The 18627-nt window shown below is 47.4% G+C and carries 19 protein-coding genes; 14 read left to right on the top strand and 5 right to left on the bottom strand.

Annotation, left to right across the window (positions count from 1 at the left end; all coding sequences use genetic code 11):
* Nucleotides 1-476: 476 nt before the first annotated feature.
* Nucleotides 477-2156 carry a hypothetical protein gene (locus tag DY78_RS09270; RefSeq protein WP_024623731.1) on the top strand — a complete coding sequence of 560 codons (1680 nt, stop codon included), beginning with the start codon at nt 477-479 and terminating at the stop codon, nt 2154-2156.
* A 690-nt stretch (nt 2157-2846) separates the two neighbouring features.
* On the opposite strand, the gene DY78_RS09265 is transcribed toward DY78_RS09270, so the two are convergent.
* A complete protein-coding gene (locus tag DY78_RS09265; RefSeq protein WP_024623732.1) occupies nt 2847-3866 on the bottom strand; it encodes a MucBP domain-containing protein in 1020 nt (339 codons plus the stop codon).
* A gap of 146 nt (nt 3867-4012) precedes the next feature.
* Here DY78_RS09265 and DY78_RS09260 point away from each other — a divergent pair, with 146 nt between their 5' ends.
* The 5 genes from DY78_RS09260 (at nt 4013) to lepB (ending at nt 7519) form a co-directional block, all read left to right on the top strand.
* Complete coding sequence (locus DY78_RS09260) at nt 4013-4894, top strand: LysR family transcriptional regulator (protein ID WP_024623733.1); 882 nt, start codon at nt 4013-4015, stop codon at nt 4892-4894.
* Between the two features lie 231 nt (nt 4895-5125).
* A complete protein-coding gene (locus tag DY78_RS09255) occupies nt 5126-5968 on the top strand; it encodes a sulfite exporter TauE/SafE family protein (protein WP_172643341.1) in 843 nt (280 codons plus the stop codon).
* Nucleotides 5968-6342, top strand: a complete 375-nt coding sequence (locus DY78_RS09250; protein ID WP_024623735.1) for a DUF1634 domain-containing protein — start codon at nt 5968-5970, stop codon at nt 6340-6342. Before DY78_RS09255 ends, DY78_RS09250 begins: the two co-directional genes overlap by 1 nt.
* A gap of 157 nt (nt 6343-6499) precedes the next feature.
* Entirely contained in the window at nt 6500-6829 is a 330-nt protein-coding gene (locus DY78_RS09245; protein ID WP_051385182.1) for a DUF1093 domain-containing protein, read from the top strand.
* A gap of 87 nt (nt 6830-6916) precedes the next feature.
* Nucleotides 6917-7519: a signal peptidase I gene (gene lepB / locus DY78_RS09240; RefSeq protein WP_029778771.1), complete on the top strand. Its 603-nt coding sequence runs from the start codon at nt 6917-6919 to the stop codon at nt 7517-7519.
* A 37-nt stretch (nt 7520-7556) separates the two neighbouring features.
* Here lepB and DY78_RS09235 read toward each other — a convergent pair whose 3' ends face one another.
* On the bottom strand, nt 7557-8570 hold the full coding sequence (locus tag DY78_RS09235) for a zinc-binding alcohol dehydrogenase family protein (protein WP_024623737.1): 1014 nt from the start codon (nt 8568-8570) through the stop codon (nt 7557-7559).
* A 177-nt stretch (nt 8571-8747) separates the two neighbouring features.
* On the opposite strand from DY78_RS09235, the gene DY78_RS09230 reads away from it, so the two are divergent.
* The 8 genes from DY78_RS09230 (at nt 8748) to DY78_RS09195 (ending at nt 15248) form a co-directional block, all read left to right on the top strand.
* On the top strand, nt 8748-9098 hold the full coding sequence (locus DY78_RS09230) for a winged helix-turn-helix transcriptional regulator (protein ID WP_024623738.1): 351 nt from the start codon (nt 8748-8750) through the stop codon (nt 9096-9098).
* Between the two features lie 280 nt (nt 9099-9378).
* Complete coding sequence (locus tag DY78_RS09225) at nt 9379-10896, top strand: YhgE/Pip family protein (protein ID WP_024623739.1); 1518 nt, start codon at nt 9379-9381, stop codon at nt 10894-10896.
* Entirely contained in the window at nt 10889-11533 is a 645-nt protein-coding gene (locus DY78_RS09220) for a TetR/AcrR family transcriptional regulator (RefSeq protein WP_024623740.1), read from the top strand. The genes DY78_RS09225 and DY78_RS09220 overlap by 8 nt, the downstream gene beginning before the upstream one ends.
* Nucleotides 11514-12446: a cation diffusion facilitator family transporter gene (locus tag DY78_RS09215; RefSeq protein WP_024623741.1), complete on the top strand. Its 933-nt coding sequence runs from the start codon at nt 11514-11516 to the stop codon at nt 12444-12446. Before DY78_RS09220 ends, DY78_RS09215 begins: the two co-directional genes overlap by 20 nt.
* A 75-nt stretch (nt 12447-12521) precedes the next feature.
* Nucleotides 12522-12809 carry a bacteriocin immunity protein gene (locus DY78_RS09210; RefSeq protein WP_024623742.1) on the top strand — a complete coding sequence of 96 codons (288 nt, stop codon included), beginning with the start codon at nt 12522-12524 and terminating at the stop codon, nt 12807-12809.
* A 151-nt stretch (nt 12810-12960) separates the two neighbouring features.
* Nucleotides 12961-13296, top strand: a complete 336-nt coding sequence (locus DY78_RS09205) for a hypothetical protein (protein ID WP_024623743.1) — start codon at nt 12961-12963, stop codon at nt 13294-13296.
* Between the two features lie 141 nt (nt 13297-13437).
* A complete protein-coding gene (locus DY78_RS09200) occupies nt 13438-13728 on the top strand; it encodes an ArsR/SmtB family transcription factor (protein ID WP_024623744.1) in 291 nt (96 codons plus the stop codon).
* A gap of 161 nt (nt 13729-13889) precedes the next feature.
* Nucleotides 13890-15248 (top strand): MFS transporter, encoded by a 1359-nt coding sequence (locus tag DY78_RS09195; protein ID WP_024623745.1) that lies wholly within the window; start codon nt 13890-13892, stop codon nt 15246-15248.
* Between the two features lie 129 nt (nt 15249-15377).
* On the opposite strand, the gene DY78_RS09190 is transcribed toward DY78_RS09195, so the two are convergent.
* The 3 genes from DY78_RS09190 to DY78_RS09180 form a co-directional block, all read right to left on the bottom strand.
* Nucleotides 15378-15962, bottom strand: a complete 585-nt coding sequence (locus DY78_RS09190; RefSeq protein ID WP_024623746.1) for a TMEM175 family protein — start codon at nt 15960-15962, stop codon at nt 15378-15380.
* Between the two features lie 34 nt (nt 15963-15996).
* A complete protein-coding gene (locus DY78_RS09185; protein WP_024623747.1) occupies nt 15997-17844 on the bottom strand; it encodes a YhgE/Pip family protein in 1848 nt (615 codons plus the stop codon).
* 72 nt (nt 17845-17916) lie between these two features.
* A complete protein-coding gene (locus DY78_RS09180; protein WP_024623748.1) occupies nt 17917-18588 on the bottom strand; it encodes a TetR/AcrR family transcriptional regulator in 672 nt (223 codons plus the stop codon).
* Nucleotides 18589-18627 lie beyond the last annotated feature (39 nt).

Genomic DNA, 18627 nt, shown 5'->3' with positions numbered 1-18627 from the left:
TTGGTGAATTTGGAATTGTCGTTGTGAGTCCGTAGCAATTCCAGTAGCCGTGGCGATCGGTTCGAGCCAAAAAGCGGTCTCGAACCTCACTTTGAAGCTTGGCACAGTCAAAGCTGTCGGTGGCGTAAATCCGGCAAAAAACAGCCGCACTAACGCCACTTGCACGGCAACTTCCATTGTTACGAACTCACAACTGAATTGATTTTCCCTTAAGAAAACGTGGTATCACTTCGAGGTAACCGTCAACGTAAGTGATTAATTGGTCTATCAGTGACTTGGTTGGTCGGGTATGCTAGTTGTAGATTCACCAATGTACGGAAAGACCCGCCAAAAGGCAGTTTGCGCGCATTAACCGCCTTTTGGCACACGCTGGTATTCAGCAACTATCCGAACCAAGCGACTGCAGCGACTAGTCAGTTCCAACCGCTTTAAAATTAAGCTAGTTAGGTTTTAGTGGATTAAAGGGGGCGGTTGGCATGCGTTGGTCAAAAGTGTTGCTCATACTAGTTGGTGGAATCGGGCTCCCAGGTATCGTTGCGCAAGCGCGGACGAATCCGACGACGCGCACAGCCATCAAGACTTTGCCAGCCACCGCCGTCACGGTGCCAGCTAAAGCAAGCTGGTATCAGTTAAAAGGGTCGGCAAAACAGGTGCAGTTACGGCGTATCGGGTCAATCCCCGCGCATGGCGCGACTTTTGAACGGATTGCCCAAACCACGATTCGGCTGCACGGCCGTTCGCAATTATATGTGGAAGTCCAGCACGGCCATCAACGGGGCTGGCTACTAGCGTCACAAGTCAAGCTACGGCGAGTGACCACGGCAACTAAGCTTAAATGGGGGCCGCGGCAATCGGTGGCGGCGACTAATTTTTCAGCCAAAACTTCGGCGGCCCTTTATCGGTGGCACGGTGAAAAAATGACGGTGATTGGTCACTTGCAGCGGGGCCACCGCTATGTTCAAACAGCCAAAATGACGGCAGCCCGGGGCTCGCGGTCACAAACATACGCGTGGGTCACTAGTGCCACGCAACCGCAACATGGTTGGGTCTTGATTTCACAACTCCAGCCGGTGAGCTTTGGGGCCACGTTCAAGTTAAAAGCCAGCCGTGGCTTGACAACTTATGCGACGACCGGGTCGGTTTTGACCAAGTCTGCCCCAGTCTCAACTTGGGTGACCTTGGCGGGCAATGGCCAATTTACGACCAAACACTTGCCATATTTGGCCACCAAAGCCTATCTTAAAAATCCCTTGCAGACGCAACCCGATGAAATCACTTCGGCCAAACATTACGGCCAAAATTATCATTTCAAAACCACGTGGTTCTTACCCGAACAATATCCAGGTCGCAACTTGACGGATCCGCAAAGTGCCGCATTTTCCGCGGATAATCATTATTTATACGTCATGTACGTGGATGGGCGTGAAGCGGGGGATAATCTTCAAACTGGCTGGGTCGTCCGTTACGATTGGCGGCGTTTGAATCAGCTGGGGGTCAGCACGCCGGGCCACATGGCAATGTTGCGCCGCGCAACGCAAGATTTGATTCGGCATCATACTAGTAAGTTGGATAAGCAAGTTTTAGCGGCCATTAAAGTCGGCCCTAAGTTTCGCTCTGGCCACGCGCAAACGATGGCGTTAAATCCGCAAACGGGGGCGCTGTGGTTTATTCAAAGTTATGGCAAATATGCCAAGCCGGATGTGATGGAACGCCTGAATCCGCAAACGTTGACGCCGGATGTGGCCGTTGACTTTACGTTAGGAACGACTTATTTAGGGAGTGTCTTAACGTTTGACGATGCCGGTAATGCTTATATTTGGACGCATCAACACGGTCGCGTCACTTTATACACGGGTCAAGTTAGCCCACAACGGGTCCAATTCAAGGTGGTGCCGCAAGGGCTGGCGTCCGACCCCGGTCATTGGTCACAATCAATCGGGTATGATGATGTCACAGGACGCTTGTACTTAGTGGCGGATGAAAGTATTACGTCGGTGCCAGCCGCCCAGCTCGGCCGGTTAACGACTGGGATGGTTGGTGAGAATGATTTTAATGGTCGGCGGGAATTTGAAGGATTGATTTTTATGCATCACACGAATGCCGGTTTCTTGTTAACGAACCGCGGCGTCGAATTGATGCGGTTGGCTAATAATTGAGACTAATTGGGAGGCCAAAATATTGGTGAATGCGTAATTGCCGCATTTGACTGACCGTAATTCCATCGTCCTGGGACCGACCCAAGCCTGAGAAGCGGTCTTGGCCCTCGCTTTTGAGCCCAAAGGTCGGGTCTCAAAAGACGTCCGTGGTGTAAACGGCCAAAAAACGCCCGTTAACGCCACTTTCAGGACGATTCCATTACGGTCAGCCAATTGCTAATTTCATCACATTTTCAGAGCAACATTAAGGATATGAAAATGTGGTAACTGTTAACGCAGTGAGTAATTGTTTTATCAGTGATTGAGTCGTTAGTTGTAGATTCACCGATGGAAAGACCCATAATTTTGTGATTCAATACTCCGAATACTGGTTCGCTAGTCCGGGGTGATTTGAGTTTAATTGAGAACGTAATCTGATAAAAAATAACGTCGAGACAAGTATTAATTTGTCATGACGTTATTTTTTGTTATTCGATTATTCAAATTAAGGGTGTAACAACAATAAGTAATGAAATTTGTGATTGGCATGATGATTGCCTAGGCAGCGGCACGACCAATATGTCGAAACGTGGTAAAAAAGGCAGGTTGTTCCGCTTAACCCGACATACACAATGATGTCCAAAGACCGGGCATCATTGTGTATGTCACGTTAATGCTCGCAACCTAATCACCGTTTTTACCACTCTTGAATTATTGATGGGGCGGATTCAAATTGGTCAAATAGCGGCCTGGTAAGTAACCTTTATCCTGAATGTGATACCAAACGACACCGTTATCATCAGCGAGGCGTTCAGTAAGTTGCACCGTTTCGCCGTGGGTGACGGTCGTTAAGTAGCGGCCGTATGGGGCGATGTACGTGTGCACGCGCTTATTAGGAACGAAGCTCACGATACCAGTTTGGCGCACTTGGCGTTTGTTTTGAGCAGTGTATCCGGTTGGCAACTTCAACAAGACTTCGTCACCATCAGTCAACTGAACATGACTTTCGGGAATCCATTGGTCATCGCCGACCATGTACCAAGTTTCGCCGTTGGTCAGTTGCACGCGCATGTACGTTTTGAAGACCGTGCCGGCTTGTAATTTAGTTAAATAATTGGTCGTGGTCGCGCCGGCATATGGATAAACTGCCGTTTCGGCATGAATCTTGACGAAACCGGTACTGAGGTCGGTTTGTTGCCAGTTTTGATTGCGGTAAAAAAAGAGAACCGTTTTGGAAGTCGTCGTATATTCACCGGTCAAATCGCCGACCGAGCGTAGCAATTTAAAACCCGCAACCGTGGGCGCCGTGACTTGATAGGGGGTGCCGAGTTTACCGCGCGACATCATCGGAATACCAATCAGTTGGCGTTGGTCGATGTCATAAGCATATACCCAGACCGGTTGACCTGCTTGGCGTTCATAGGTCAAGACGATGCGGGCTTGTGGTGCCGTAAACCAGCGCGTCAAGCCGTCAATGTTGACCAGATGATACCCGGCAATACTGACATCGGGGAGGTGGATTTCGTCACCGATTTGGCCGGCAATCATGTCCGGTGCTTGTAATTCGTGACCATCGGCGTCTAAATGATGCACTAAAATTAACGCCGCGGTTTGATTCGTGGTTAGCGTCTGATCCTCACTCGCCGTAACGGCGTCAGGCGCTAAATCATCAGTCGGATCACTTGAATTTAAGTCCGCTAACATGCCTTTCAGCCGATCAAAGAAATGCACAAGATCACTCCTTTCCATAGAAATATAATTATTATTAGTATAACGCATTCACCCCCGTTCGCGCACCGGTTTGCGAAATTGTAAAAAACTTAAATCAGTGTGGCGGGCACTCGTGTATACTATTATTTAATGAGGGGGCGGAAATTGTGAATTTAAAACAATTACGTTATTTTTTGGCGGTCGCTGAAGAAGGCCAGATGACGGCCGCGGCTAAACGGTTGCACGTTGCACAACCACCGTTAAGTTATCAAATTAAACAACTTGAATTAGAGTTAGGGGTGCCGCTGTTTAAGCGGCTACCACAAGGTGTCGTCGTGACGTCAGCCGGGAAGTTATTAGTGGGCTATGCGCAACAACTAACGCAGCTGTCCGCCACGGCGGAAAATAAAATTCGGGCGTTGGCCCATGGGATTACGGGGACTTTGAACTTGGGGACGGTGTCGTCTTCGGCGGGGGTCATGCCGAATCAAGCGTTACTGAAATGGCTACACGCGCATGGGGACGTCCAGCTTGAACTAACCGAAGGCAATACGTATGAATTATTAGATGATTTGCATAAGCGGTTACTCGATGTGGCCATTATGCGGACCCCGTTTAATCGTCAGCACTTGATTTGCCGCTTCTTTCCGGCTGAACGGATGGTGGCGGTCTTACCACAGCGGTTCCACCAATTTGAGAATCGCCGGCAATTACGTTTGAGTGACCTTGACGGCTTGCCGTTGATTAAGTATCGGCGCTTCAACGAATTATTTCATGTGGCTTTTTTGGAGCAACCATTTGACCCGCAATTCGTCATGACGTGTGACGATGCCCGCACCGCAATGCACTGGGCGGACCATCAAATTGGGGTGGCCCTGGTGCCGCGGTCGTTAGCGGCGACTTACGATTCCGGTCAAGTGCTGATTCGCTCGATTGCTGACCGCCGTTTTGAAACCCAACTGGTCTTAGCCACGACGCCAGAGTCATATGCGACACCGTTAGTGGCAGGCTTCATGGATCAATTTCCCCAAGCCCAACCGGTAGACTAATTTAAATAAACAGGTATCTAATTTTTTAATATCACTTTTTGACGAAATCCTATTAAAACAAGATTGTTGTCGGTTACAGGCAATTAGCACTTATTATAAAAATAATTATTCAAAATCATTAAAACCCTTGGGGCCGTAACATTTGGTATTTACATGTTTAATAATTAGGCGGTTGGTAAATTAAATGTTACACTAACGACTGAAATTGAAAAGGTGAGGGTGAGAGATGTGATTTATTCACTACTATTGATGCTCGGCGTCGGCGTGTTAGCGGGCGTGTTTGGGGCAATCTTAGGGATTGGTGGCGGCTTGATTGTCACCCCAGTATTAACGTTAATGCTCGGTTTAGATATCAAATATGCGATTGGGGCCAGTGTCATTGCGGTTATCGCCACGAGTTCTGGCTCGACGATTGCGTATTTAAAAGATGAAATGTTGAATTTGCGGGTGGCCATGTTCTTGGAAATTGCCACGACGGTCGGTGCGATTTTAGGGGCCGTCTTAACGGGGATCGTCCATGCGACGTTCTTGTACTTCCTATTTGGCGCGTTATTAGTCTTCACGACGTATAACATGATTCGCAAATTAATGAATAAAAATAGTGATACGCCGAATGTCAAAGCCGATGCGTTGGCGACCAAGTTAAATTTGAACGGGTCGTATTACGAAAAAACGACCGGTCAAGAAGTCGATTACCAAGTTGAAAATGTGCCCGGTGGGTTTTCGATGATGTTTGGCGCCGGCTTCGCCAGTGGTTTGCTTGGTATCGGGAGTGGGGCGTTTAAAGTGCTCGCGATGGATACCATCATGCATATGCCATTGAAACCATCCTCAGCGACCTCAAACTTAATGATGGGGGTCACGGCCGCCGCCAGTGCGATGGTCTACTTCTTCAACGGGTCGATCAAACCAGGGATTGCCGCGCCATTGGCCATTGGCATTTTAGTTGGGGCCACGATTGGCTCGCGCATTATGCAACGCCTGAAACCCCGCTTCATTCGGATGCTCTTTGTGCCCGTCATGTTTTATTTAGGCATTCAAATGATTCTTAAAGGATTCGGGGTGACCATCTAATGCCAAAAGATAGCAAAGCCAAAGAAATGCATCAAGTCGAAATGATGATTGGTTATATTTTGCGGATTGGGGTCGTCGTTTCCGCCATTGTGATTGTGATTGGCATTATTATGATGCTCGTACAAGGCACGGGCGGTTATCCGAACGGCGTCCAGCCGACCGGTTTTCGGAGCATCTTTAACGGCGTGATGGCCTTGAAACCATATGCGGTGATGATGTTTGGGTTATTTCTGTTGATTTTAACGCCGACGTTACGGGTGGCCGTCTCAATTTACGCCTTTGCGGTTGAACGTGATCGGCTTTACGTTTGGATTACCACGATTGTGTTAATTATTTTAATTGTTGCCTCAGTGATTGGTTACTTAGGTCATTAGTGCGCCGTACTCAGCAATTTACAATTTGCTGGGTATTTTTTTACACTTTTTTGATAGTTGGCCGCTAAATTTTCCGTTAAGCTGAGACATACTTTAATTTGTGGGGGAATCACGGTGTTAAAACGCAAGCAAGGCTGGACCGGAATTTATTTTAGTGATGATGTTAGTCGTTATGTTGAGTGCCAATATTGGTTGGTTAGTTTATCGCTATGGGGGCGAGCATTACTATTTGACGGTTGGCCGCAAAGTGGGGACGCATCCCTTGACATTGGCGGGTGGGGTGGCTGCGAATGGCCCGATTTATCAAGGTGACGCGGTCAGTGCGCAGGGGCGCCATAAATTCATTCGTCTTAAAACAGTTGCGGTTGATCCCGGGCCGTTCAAACGTGGTGAAGTTGTGCGGGTGACTTGGAATCGGCATTTCGGGGTGACCAATTATGAACGGGTCGCGGGGCTCAATCCCGTCAGCAACTTAAGAAAGTCTTAATCTCAAGGAGAAAAGCCCCTATTTGGTCGGTAAGTGTACTAACCTTAGAATAATAAAATAATATTGTTAATTTCTAGGGGGCGCAACATGCCAAAGGTGTGGCGGGCATTTAAGAGTATCGGGTTACCAATCATTGCGGGGTTGTTCATTGCATTTTTAATTAAAACGTTTTTGTTTTCATTCGTGAGTGTCAACGGCTCATCAATGTATCCAAATTTACAAAATAACGAACGGGTCGGCTTGGTCAAAGTCGGGGCCATCAAACGTAATCATGTGATTGTGTTTGAAGCCAACGGCGTGGACCGCGAAAAGACGTTTACGAAAAAAACGTATTACGTCAAACGCGTCATCGCGGTGCCGGGCGATACGGTCAAATATACGGCGACCGGGAAGTTATACATCAACGGGAAATTCCAGTCACAAAGTTACATTACGCAGCAGCAACGGGTCGATGGTACCTTGCAACTGGTCGGCATGATGGGCCAAGGCTTTACGTTAAAAACGTTGAGCAAGGCGGAACATTGGTCGCAAGTGGTGACTAAAGTGCCTAAAAATTACTACTTTGTGATGGGCGATAACCGGGCCAATTCTAATGATGGCCGCTCATACGGGTTAGTGCCACGTAGTAAGATTGAGGGGACGGTTAAGGCCTTTCCTTGGAATCCTAATCATCAATTAATTAATAAATAAGCAAATGGTCGTCCCGAAATGGAGGCGACCATTTTTATTACCAGCCCGTAACGACGATTTTGCCAATCGCGTGATGGTGCGCGACGAGTTGTTGGGCTTGGCGAAGGTTTTCTGCGTTAATTGGGCTGAGGGTCTGGTTTAAAGTCGAGACGAGCTGACCAGTATCCACCAAATGGGCCGCTTGTGTCAAAATTTGATGTTGGGTAATCATATCTGCCGTTTGATAAAACGACTTGGCATACATCCATTCCCAAGCGAAGTGGCCGCGTTTAGCTTTGAGGTCGGTCAACGCGATTGGTTGTGAGCTACCGGTAATGGAAGCAATGTGGCCACCGGGTTTGATTAAGGTTGTAATGCTTTTCCAATGGCGATTCAAATTATGCAGTTCCAAAATGTAATCAACAGTTGGATATCCTAGCGCCTGGACTTGGGGCACTAAGTTGTGATGGTGGTCAACGGTCACGTCAGCCCCGTGGCCACGGCACCATTGTTGCGTTTCCGGACGGGAAGCCGTCGCAATTACGGTGAGACCAGCCAAGTGGGCCAGTTGCGTGGCCATTGAGCCGACTCCCCCGGCACCATTGATAATGAGAATCGTTTGGCCATGATTGGCTGGCGGTGTCTGAAAGTTAATGTTTAGTTGTTCAAACAAGGCTTCCCAAGCGGTCAGGGTAGTTAGTGGTAAAGCCGCTGCCTGGGCCGGGCTGAGGGTCGCGGGAGCTGGGCCGACGAGCCGTTCATCGACGAGTTGAAACTCGGCGTCACAGCCTGGCCGGTCATAAGCGCCGGCATAATAGACGGTATCGCCCGGTTGAAACAAAGTGACTGCCGACCCTACGCTAACGACTTGGCCGGTGGCATCCCAACCGGTAATTTTAGGCGTATGGTCAGGGGACTTTCCCCGGTCATAAACATCGACCGGATTGATAGCGACTGCTTGAATCTGAACAAGCAAGTCATGACCCGTGGCGGTCGGTTGGGGTAATGAGAATTCTTGAATACTAGCCGTATCGCTGAGCTTTAAATGATTAGTGGCACCAAAAGCACGCATAGCAAAGACCTCTTTTCATTGGATAGGTCTATCATAGCGAGTTGAGTTTTGAAGGCAATCGTGAAATTTTTGTAACTATGGCCTAAATGTTTGGCGAGGCAACTAAGACCCGTGAAAGTTCGTATTTTCGGTCGGACCGTTTTATACTGAGAATAGGCATTAGAGGAGGGTGAAACGATGCGCGATTATTCATTTAAATGTGAACAAACGTGTCCCATTACTGGCGTGACACGGTTATTGTCGGGCAAGTGGAATGCGGTCCTGATCTATAATTTATTTCAACATGAAGTATGCCGATTTAGTGATTTTTCCAATAATTTTGATAATTTATCGCCACGGATGTTAGCGCTGAAGCTCGCTGAACTTGAACAGGCCGGCTTGATAGTCAAAAAAGTCTATCCCGTGATGCCACCGAAAACTGAGTATCGGTTGACGGCCTATGGGCAAACGTTGCGACCGGTCATCGATGCGATGGTGGCTTGGAGCGAAGCGGATAATGCGCGTCAAGCTGCTAATCAGGGCGCCTAATACCGATATGATGGTTGCAACAGTATCGTTAATTTGAGCAATTTGCTTGTTCAGATTAACGATTTTTTATTTGGAAGGCCAGCGATAAAACTAGTCCAGCCTAGTGATAAATTTCAAAAAATTAATTTATTGATGAATAGCTGCTACGGTAAGGCTTTCGTCAGTTCACTAATTGTCAAAGTTGAACATTTTGTCTAACTTTGTTGCTTGTTGCCCCAAATTTACGGTGCTAGCATGTTTTTTGAACAAGTTGTTCAAGTCACATTTGGGGAGTGATTACATGTTCAAACATGAATGGCACAAGTTATTACAAAATTACGGGTTGATTTTAGTCCTAGTGATGATTGCCTTAATTCCCGCGATTTATTGCTGGCTGTATTTGTCGTCGATGTGGGACACCTATGGCAAGTTGGACGATATTCCAGTGGCAGTGGTCAATCACGATCAGTTACAACATTATCGAGGCAAGACGATTCGAATTGGGCATAACTTGGTGCAAGCGCTCAAAAAGTCGGATTCATTAGCGTATCACGCTGTATCCGCAGCCAGGGCTAAACGGGGACTCGATGACGGACACTACTATATGATCGTCACGATTCCCAAAAGCTTTTCAAAGGATGCCACGACCTTGCTGAGCGCGCAGCCGAAAAAGTTGCAACTGCATTACCGCTTGAATTCAGGGCGGAACTTCATTGTTTCGAAGATGACTAATGGGGCAGCTACGGCGATTCAAAGTAAAGTAGCGGCACAAGTCACTAAAATGTACGCCGGGGTCTTATTAACTACCGTGCAAAAGGTGGGGACGGGGTTAACCACGGCTGGTCAAGGGAGTACCAGGCTAGCCGCCGGGGCCACCCAGTTACAAGCCGGCGCGAGCAAGTTAACCCAAGGGAGTGCGCAACTAAGCACCGGGTTAAAGACGCTGCAAACCGCGGTACCCAACAGTCCGAGCACGCAACCGTTACAGCAAGGCTTGAGCCGCTTGGCGGTCGGTAATCAACAATTGACCCACGGACTTCAAGCTGAGTCACAGGGGTTAACAGCAATTCAAAGTGGGAGTCAACAATCAGCGCAGCAATTAACGGCGAGTGCGCAGAAGTTAGCGACGATTCATCATCAGGCCATTAATGCGGACGCTTTAGCGAATCCCGTTGCAGCGGTCAAGACTGACGAAGCGACCGTACCGAATAATGGGACGGGCATGGCGCCCTTTGCGATTGCGATTGGCTTATTTGTTGGGGGAATTGCCGTTGGAACAATGTTTGATGCTTATACCCCGAGTGAACGGCCGCGGCACTGGTTCCCATGGTGGAGTGCCAAATTTTCGGTAGTCGGCATCGTCGGCGTGCTGCAAGCAAGCGGTTTGTACTTAGTATTACGTCAAGTCATCGGGCTGACGACGCAATCGAACGCCCAGCTGTACGGCTTACTAGTAGTGGGCGCACTGACCTTTCTAGCATTAATCTTTGCGTTGCGGATTTTATTAGGTGGCTTCGGAACGTGGCTCGTGACCATCGTGTTAGTGTTGCAGCTATCGGCTTCAGCCGGGTTATATCCGGTGCAGCTGACTAGTTCGTTTGCGAGTCAGCTCAATCCGTATTTGCCGATGACGTATTTGATTGATGGCCTCCGCCACGCGATTTCGCTCGGCGGTTCGATTCAATTTGATGTAGTCATTATGGGCGGCGTGATGGTCTTGGCCTGTGGGTTAGTGGCCGTGAAGTTCATGATAAATGTGCATACGGATAAGTTTGGCTTTTTGGATGGTCAAGATTTGGAGGCGACCACACATGAATGATCATAATATTAGAAGTGTAACGACGAAACGCCAGTTAGAACAAGCGTTGTGCAAGTTATTACGTGACCAGTCGTTCAATGAAATTACGGTTGCGCAGCTATTAACAACGGCACACGTCTCACGGGGAACTTTTTATCGTTACTATGCGGATAAATATGAATTGCTGGCGACTTATGAAGACCATTTAACCGGCGCCATTGCGAGTATTTTTACGAGTTTTATGAAGCCGGATGTGACGCAACTGACGACGAAGCGGTCCAACGATGCGTTTTACGCCATGTTAATTTATTTGTACGCGCATCGCCAAGAGGTTGCGGTGTTAATTCAATGCCCGGCGTCCCAATTGGAAACGAAAGTCCGGCAATTGGTGCTGGAAACCGTCAACATTGTGCCCGCCGAAAGTAGTACCCGGCATAATTTATTGCCCACCATTCCTAGTGGGTTAGCCCAGGCGTTAGTTGTCGACAATATTCTGACGGCCTTAACATACTGGTTGACCCAAACGCCAGTCTTACCACCGACGCTGGAGTATCGCATTTTTGTGCAGACCCGTGCGTTGGCCCCGACTGAGTTGGTTAATTATATTCGACCGGATTTACCAGTAGGCGGTGAACAACATGGGAAGACCACCGTTTAAAATTGATATAAATCAGCATTTAAAACCGTCAGCACAGTTGAACCATGCCAAATTACGACTAGCGCGCCGCTTGATTGTTATTAATGGTGTATTTTACGTGGTGCTTGCGAGTGGCGAGTTGGTGCTTGGGCACTTGACCCATGCGGCGGCGTTAATGGCTGATGGTCAGAATAATGTGAGTGGCATCTTTTCAGCCACGTTACTATGGGTTGGCTTGACCTATGCCAATATGCCTAGTGATGCCGTCCACCGCGAAGGGCATTGGCAGTTTGAGTCTTTGGCCGTGTTTTTGTCAGGTCTAGTGATGATTTTAGTCGGACTGAATTGTATGTGGGGGGCGTTGAAACAGACTTGGCAAGTGTTACAGGCGGGTTCAGAGCATTTGACATTAATAGCGGTTGATGCGGCTGCCATTTCTGGCGTGATTTTGTTGATTGAAGCTGGGATTAATGATTATCAAGGGCGTCGGACACACAATTCTGCGCTACTAGCTTCGGCCAAAGATTATTTGAGTGATGCGCTGACGTCATTTACGACGATGCTGGTGATTAGTGTCGCACTAATCACCCATTGGTATTTGGTGGATACGTTAAGTGCTTTGGTTATCGGCGGTTACATTGTGATTTGTGGGGCCCAAATTGTGAGTGCGAGTGCGACCAGACTGTCAAATGGGTTTGAGCCCAAACGACAAGCCGAGCTCGTCAAGCTGGTCACGCAAATACCGGCCGTCCATGCAGTGGCTTATTTGCGTGGTCGTTACGTTGGTGACTTGATTATCATTACAATGGCCGTGCAAGTATTGCCGAATTTAACGGTTGCTGAAACTAGTGAAATTCGGCAGAAAATTATCATGGTATTAACGCGGCGTTATCCTTTGCTGGATTGTTGCGTGGCGTTCGTCCCAACTAGCTAAAAGTGATGATTTTTGAGAATAACTTCACAAATGGTCAGTGGTAGCGGTATACTGCCAGTAAAGGGGGAGATTATTTTGGATCAAAAATTAGTTGCTTTGCAAACCGCCGTTAGCACCGCGATGCATGACGATGAACTCATGGGGGATGCGGAATTAAAGCAAATTCTCACGAAGTTCAGTGCTAAACTTGCAACGGGGAAAAACTACGAACAAGTGGCCGGGGAAATGAACCAAGCGTTACGCTTCTGGGGCATGGGCCACTTATACGGACCTAAGGGGTTAGATCCGTTGTATCAAGCCACGGTTGCGGCTGCGCCAGGTATCTCGGCGCAAAAACCGTATTCGACACCGCAAGCTGATTAAGATTGAAAGTTAAAAATCGTCCGTAGTCGCGCGGTGACTGACGGACGATTTTTTAGTCAATGGAAACGGACATTGCTAGTATTATTAGCCAATTGGAACTAAAATATGGCTAGCATAAAATAATAACGTGTATCTAATGGAGGAGGGCGTTATGAAAAGATTCAATTTGTTCTGTCTAATCGCGGTGGTGGTGCTGTATACCATTAGCTTGGGGATGATTGCCATGGCGCCCACAACCATCGTCGTTCATTTTGGCGGCGTGGGTCAGGCAGATAGTTTGGGGAGTCGGTGGTATTTATTATTAGAACCAACGTTGTTTTCGGTGATTGCTCAAGTTATGACGATGGTGTTGAGATATCGCCGCAAACGGCAAGGCTTGCAAGCTATTCCGAATACGTTGCCGGGGGAATATGCCATGATTGGGATATTGGTGGTTTTATTTGTACTTTTTACGGGACTGATGTGGCAACAAATTGCGGTAGGATGAAGGTTGTGTTGATGGAGAGCGTTCGTTCAGCATGACTTTTCTGTTCAATGCGCTACCATCTTGCTAACAAGTAGGTAGTCTTGAAAACAATTAAGCGATTTAGACTTGAAATTATCCCTAATTTGCTCGTAAAATAGGGCTATGAAAAAGACAATAGATGTAACAGACGACCAACAGATTCAGGTTTTTAAGGCGCTAGCTGACCCGGTTCGCTTGGCGGTCTTAAAGTATTTGAAGCATTGTGAAGAACCGGTCTCGTGTGGGGTTGTCGGTAAGGCTCTCGGAATTAGTAAAACTTCTGGTTCATATCACTTTAAGTTGTTAGAGGCGGCGGGCTTAATTACCGCCGAAAAGATTGCCCGTGAAAAATACGTACAATTACAACCAGCAACGTTTGAGCGATATTTGACTAACTTTTATGATCAACTTTAATTGATATCGACAAAAAGACATGCCATCCGGGATGTTTTTTTGTTTGGCGTGGATGTGAATCGTAATTGAATGTTTGCTTGTCATCAAGTTGCCAGTATGGTAGTTTTAAATAGTTCAAAAGTTTTTGAACTATTTAAAACGATATGGGGGCAGATACAGCGATGGAGACGAACGGACAACGAACTATTTGGATTTTGATATTAACGTCACTCGGCTTTTTTATGTCAATGATGGATTCAATGATTGTGACGACTGCTTCAACGGCAATCAGAACGGATTTTCACATTTCGATGACGACCCTCCAATGGGCCATGAATGCCTACAACATTACCATTGCGGCGGTGTTGTTAGTTGGCGTTACGTTAGGGGAGCGCTTTGGTCGCCGGCAAATATACAATTGGGGAATTCTAATTTTTACGGTGGGGTCGATTGGCTGTGCTTTAGCCGGTAACATTCAAGCCTTAGTTGGTGCCCGGATTATTGAAGGCGTTGGGGCTTCTGTGATGACGCCCATGTCGATGGCAATTTTGACCCATGCCTTGCCAGCTAATCGTCGTGGGAAGGCACTGGGAATTTGGAGTGGCATTGGTGGTTTAGCCTTGATTGTGGGCCCGTCACTAGGTGGCCTAATTGTGGCCCGACTTGCTTGGCCATGGATTTTTTGGATTAATGTCCCGATTGGGTTAGTAGCAGTCTGGTTGTCGCGACGGTACTTGCCCGAAAGTACGGGGGTCGCATCGCGGTTGCCATTACTTGATACCGGTCTGATGATGGTGAGTTTGGCCGGGATAATTTGGTCGTTGTCGGCGTTGCCAGGACTCAAACCAATCGTTATCGGCATGGGTAGTTTAGCATTAGGGGGCTGGTTATTATATCGGCAAAGTCGAGTAGCTGAGCCGATGATACCGTTGTCTTATTTTCGTCTTCAAACCTTTACAGCCGGTAATATGGCAACCTTTTTATTGTACGCGGCAATGTATGGGGTGGTCTTTTTCCTGCCACAATTTTTACAAGCTGTTGGCGGGGCTAATGCTTTAGTGGCCGGATTAGAGTTGTTACCTTGGACGGGAACCTTAGTGTTTGTCGCACCGTTTGCCGGTAAGGCGGTAGATCGTTTTGGTGAAAAAAAGATTGCGACGTTGGGCCTTGCGCTGCAAGCACTTGGGTATGCCTTGATTGGTAGTCTTAATAATGGTCATCAAGCCTATTGGTTGATGATAATACCGTTAGCGCTAGCCGGCAGTGGGTTGTCGATGGCCGGGCCGGCATTACAAAAGGCAGTCTTAGGGGCAGTTAAACCAGCGGCAATTGGTCAAGCGTCTGGAATTTATAATGTTTTTCGTTTGTTGGGGGGCGCAGTTGGAACGGCTGTGGCAGTGATTGTATTCAACTGGTTTGGCAATACTAGTAATAGTGCGGCCTTTACAAGTGGTTTTCGCGCCATGATGTTAGTAATGGCATTGTGCTCACTACTAGGTATTGGCTGGTCGTTGCAATTTCGGATTTCCACGGATGACTAATTAAGTCACCGAGTAAATATATAGGTGCATCTATGGTTGCCGTTTAATTGAAACGTTATAAATAGGCAGCACTGGCGGGTCTGAAGATTCACCAGTGCTGCCTATTTTGCTAACTATATCGAGTCAATGTTATTTTGATGCCTTGAATCGGTCACGAATGAGCGGGCTCAGCGCCAATACGAGCGGCGTCAAGGGTGCCCAAATCAGCGCACTCAAACAGGCGATTGCACCGACCACCACGGTATCACGCACGACTTTTATCTCGTGGTGCGCGTGCTGCTGGTCGTTGGCTGACCAGTGGCGCTGGCGATGGAGGTGACTGACGCTGCCAAACAACCACCATAAATAGATATTGAAGACTAAATAAACCAAACCATACATGAAACTACGAAACTTGGAAAACGGGTCCTGGGCGATTAATTGCGTTAGGATGGGCATCAAAGAGATAAAAAACAAGAAATAGAAATTTAAAACAATTAATTTGCCGGTGACGTGTTTGATTTTGCTGAATAACTGTTGATGAAAGTACCAATAAGTGGAAACTAAAGAAAAGCCGGCGACATACGTTAGTAACGCGATGCCAAACGTTTGCCAACTTTTAGACCAGAGATTGCGCCCGGTCGGTAAGCGAATCTCGAGCACTAGCACCGTTAAAATGACGGCAAAGACGCCATCACTGAATGCTAATAGGCGACTACGTGAATTCCGGAACATGATTTCAGCTCTTTTCCTAGTGCAACTCGTTTTTTTAAGCGTGGTCCTGAACGGTTTTTAATTTCAACTTGAAGTTGATCCAAATGAGGCCGTTAAAGATGAGAATAATACTGCTGAAAATTAGAATTTCTGGCCGGATACTATTCCCAATTGACAAGGTACTGCGGAAGGCATCGATTGAGATACTCATTGGCAAGTACGGATGGATGACTTGAAAGAGATGATTGGATAATTCAATCGGATACGTCCCAGCCGAGCCACCGAGTTGAACAATCATGAAGATCAACATCAGCCAAGCGCCAGTTTTGCCAAGAATCAGATTGAAGTAAGTGACAATACTGCCAAAGGTCCACATCGTTAAGACGACCATGCCATAAGTCTGCCATGGTTGCAGTGGTGCCAGGTGATCAATCGCAATCAGGAGGACATACATAATCGTTGATGCCAACCAAGTAAATTCTAAGAGGAACGGGATTTTTTGCGCCCACCAGTGCCAAGCCCCGCGGGGACGCTTGTGTGGTGTCGCCATATCGTAAATAATATTGAAAGTGATACAGCCAACGAATAGTGCGACCGACATTAAGTAAGGCGTCATGCCCGTGCCATTATTTTGAACGTGGGTCGTATCCGTATGAGTGAGCAAAACGGGGGTCACGAGGTGCTGGATTTGTTTGGCCGTCGTCGTGCCCGTTGTGGCTAACTGTTGACCACCCGTTGTGAGGCCGGCGGTGATTTTTTGGTCGGCAGTTTTAATCGTATCAGTCGATGTGGCCAGTCGTTGACTCCCACTAGCTAATTGCCCTGTGGCTGTACTCAAATTGGTCATTCCTTGGTTGAGCTGACCGAGGATGCTGGCGCCTTGGTGGTTCGCTTGCATCACGCCATTCGCGACCGTATTGTCGGTCGTCACTAACTTGCTGAATGCTTGTTGGTTGGCGGTGGCTAACGTTTGCGCGGCGACGTGTTGGGTTTGTAATTGTGCTAAACTTTGCTGTAAGTGTTGGGTCGTGAGTTGGACGGCTGCCAAATTAGGTCGGCCTGATTGGAGTTGTGTTTGAAGTAGTTGCAAAGTCTGAGTCGCGTTATTTAAACTACGCGTCGTTTGTGCCAGGTTATTTTGCGTATTACCGGCTAAGCTTTCCATACGGCGCTGGACCGTTTCATCCGTCGTTGGAATCATTTGTAAGGCTTGGGTTGATTGTTGTTCACCGGTCGTCAGCGCGGCTAATCCCTGTTGTGCTTGACGCAGGCCGGTCGTTAGTCCAGTTAGGTGTTCATTGAGATTAGTATCGCCATTGGCTACTTGGTCAAGACCGGTCGTGGTCGTCTTCAAAGCATGGCCGGTAGCGACTAACTGGTTACCAGTATGTTGCAACGTATGGGCCATCACGGTCAGATAACTTGTCGTTAATTGTTGGTTGATTTTAGCCTGGACTTTTTCAGCGGTGGTGGTATTCATTTTCATGGCGATAAAACTAAAGCCCGCGTTCGTATGATAATTCAAATAAATGGCCTGCGTAGCGGTAGTACCAAGCACCGTGGCCCGTTTTGAAAAATTATGGGGAATCGTGATGGCCATATAGAGTTGCCCATTTTTTAGTCGTTTAGCAGCGGTGTGAGCGGAAAGCTGATGAAAGTCAGCTTGATGGTTAGTCACGAGTTCGTGGGTCAACTGCTTGCCTAATTGATAGCGGGTATGTTGGCGAGTGACGGCGGTATCTTCATTCACGATTCCGATAGGTAAATTTTTGATATTGCCATAAGGATCCCAGAGTGAGGCTAAAAAAATGACGGCGTAAAATGTTGGCACTAGCAAGATGCCCAAAATAATTTTCAACATCCCATGGGTGTGTAAGACGTATTTCCATTCAGTTAAGAACATGAAAAAGCCCCCTTAATGGCTAGAATGAATCGTTCATTCATTTTTTCGGGTTAATGATGCCGGCAAGCATCATTAGATATAACTGGTGATTAATTGTTTCATGACGCTCGCTTGCATGGTGGTCGCATCATAATTGCGGTCGGCGGGTTCAAATGAGTCGTATTTTTTATGGGCCGACCACCAAAAAATTTCATCAATAATGATCATGGCATCGTTATCGGGAGCGGCTAAATAGCGGACTTCGCCATTCATCACGAGGGTTACTAAAAACGTTGAGATTTCGTGGTATAGCTGTTTACGGTATAGCCGATACAGCTGCATCAACTCGGGATTCATTTGGGGATTGCGTTCTAAAATCATGAAGTAGGCGCCGAACCGATTAAAATTTTTAAATAAATAGGTCAGCATGGCTTCAAAGCGTGCATCCGCTTGAAAGTTAGTGAGCAGGTCGTTTAACGCCTGCGTTTCAAGTTGATAGACTTGCTTCGTATGGGTCAGTAAGTCGGTGTGCGTGGGCAAAGTAAGTGGCAAGTTTTGAACATTGTCGATGTAGTCCGGGTCTAAAGTGGCGGCGAAAACAAATTCGAGTAAGTCGTCTTTACTGGCAAATAAACTGTAAAGCGTCCCGACGGCCAGGTCGGATTGCTTAGCAATGTCGAGCATTTTAGTATCTGAATAGCCGGGTACGATAAACAGGCGCTTCGCACTGTTTAGAATCCGGGTTAATTTTTCATGTAGTTGCATGTCATCACCTCATTTGATGGCGTCAGTATAGCATCACTA

It is taken from the genome of Lactiplantibacillus fabifermentans DSM 21115 (assembly GCF_000498955.2).
In the GTDB taxonomy this organism is placed as follows: domain Bacteria; phylum Bacillota; class Bacilli; order Lactobacillales; family Lactobacillaceae; genus Lactiplantibacillus; species Lactiplantibacillus fabifermentans.
Note: the sequence above shows the minus strand (reverse complement) of the source record. Positions and strands in the feature narration are given on the sequence as shown.

Excerpts from the sequence above, each read along its gene's own strand:
- DY78_RS09180 (WP_024623748.1), bottom strand. The coding sequence starts at position 18,588 with ATGCAACTACATGAAAAATTAACCCGGATTCTAAACAGTGCGAAGCGC.
- DY78_RS09215 (WP_024623741.1), top strand. The coding sequence starts at position 11,514 with ATGGGAAGACCACCGTTTAAAATTGATATAAATCAGCATTTAAAACCG.
- DY78_RS09245 (WP_051385182.1), top strand. The coding sequence starts at position 6,500 with ATGATGTTAGTCGTTATGTTGAGTGCCAATATTGGTTGGTTAGTTTAT.
- DY78_RS09250 (WP_024623735.1), top strand. The coding sequence starts at position 5,968 with ATGCCAAAAGATAGCAAAGCCAAAGAAATGCATCAAGTCGAAATGATG.
- lepB (WP_029778771.1), top strand. The coding sequence starts at position 6,917 with ATGCCAAAGGTGTGGCGGGCATTTAAGAGTATCGGGTTACCAATCATT.
- DY78_RS09220 (WP_024623740.1), top strand. The coding sequence starts at position 10,889 with ATGAATGATCATAATATTAGAAGTGTAACGACGAAACGCCAGTTAGAA.
- DY78_RS09225 (WP_024623739.1), top strand. The coding sequence starts at position 9,379 with ATGTTCAAACATGAATGGCACAAGTTATTACAAAATTACGGGTTGATT.
- DY78_RS09205 (WP_024623743.1), top strand. The coding sequence starts at position 12,961 with ATGAAAAGATTCAATTTGTTCTGTCTAATCGCGGTGGTGGTGCTGTAT.
- DY78_RS09235 (WP_024623737.1), bottom strand. The coding sequence starts at position 8,570 with ATGCGTGCTTTTGGTGCCACTAATCATTTAAAGCTCAGCGATACGGCT.
- DY78_RS09200 (WP_024623744.1), top strand. The coding sequence starts at position 13,438 with ATGAAAAAGACAATAGATGTAACAGACGACCAACAGATTCAGGTTTTT.
- DY78_RS09190 (WP_024623746.1), bottom strand. The coding sequence starts at position 15,962 with ATGTTCCGGAATTCACGTAGTCGCCTATTAGCATTCAGTGATGGCGTC.
- DY78_RS09195 (WP_024623745.1), top strand. The coding sequence starts at position 13,890 with ATGGAGACGAACGGACAACGAACTATTTGGATTTTGATATTAACGTCA.
- DY78_RS09270 (WP_024623731.1), top strand. The coding sequence starts at position 477 with ATGCGTTGGTCAAAAGTGTTGCTCATACTAGTTGGTGGAATCGGGCTC.
- DY78_RS09230 (WP_024623738.1), top strand. The coding sequence starts at position 8,748 with ATGCGCGATTATTCATTTAAATGTGAACAAACGTGTCCCATTACTGGC.
- DY78_RS09185 (WP_024623747.1), bottom strand. The coding sequence starts at position 17,844 with ATGTTCTTAACTGAATGGAAATACGTCTTACACACCCATGGGATGTTG.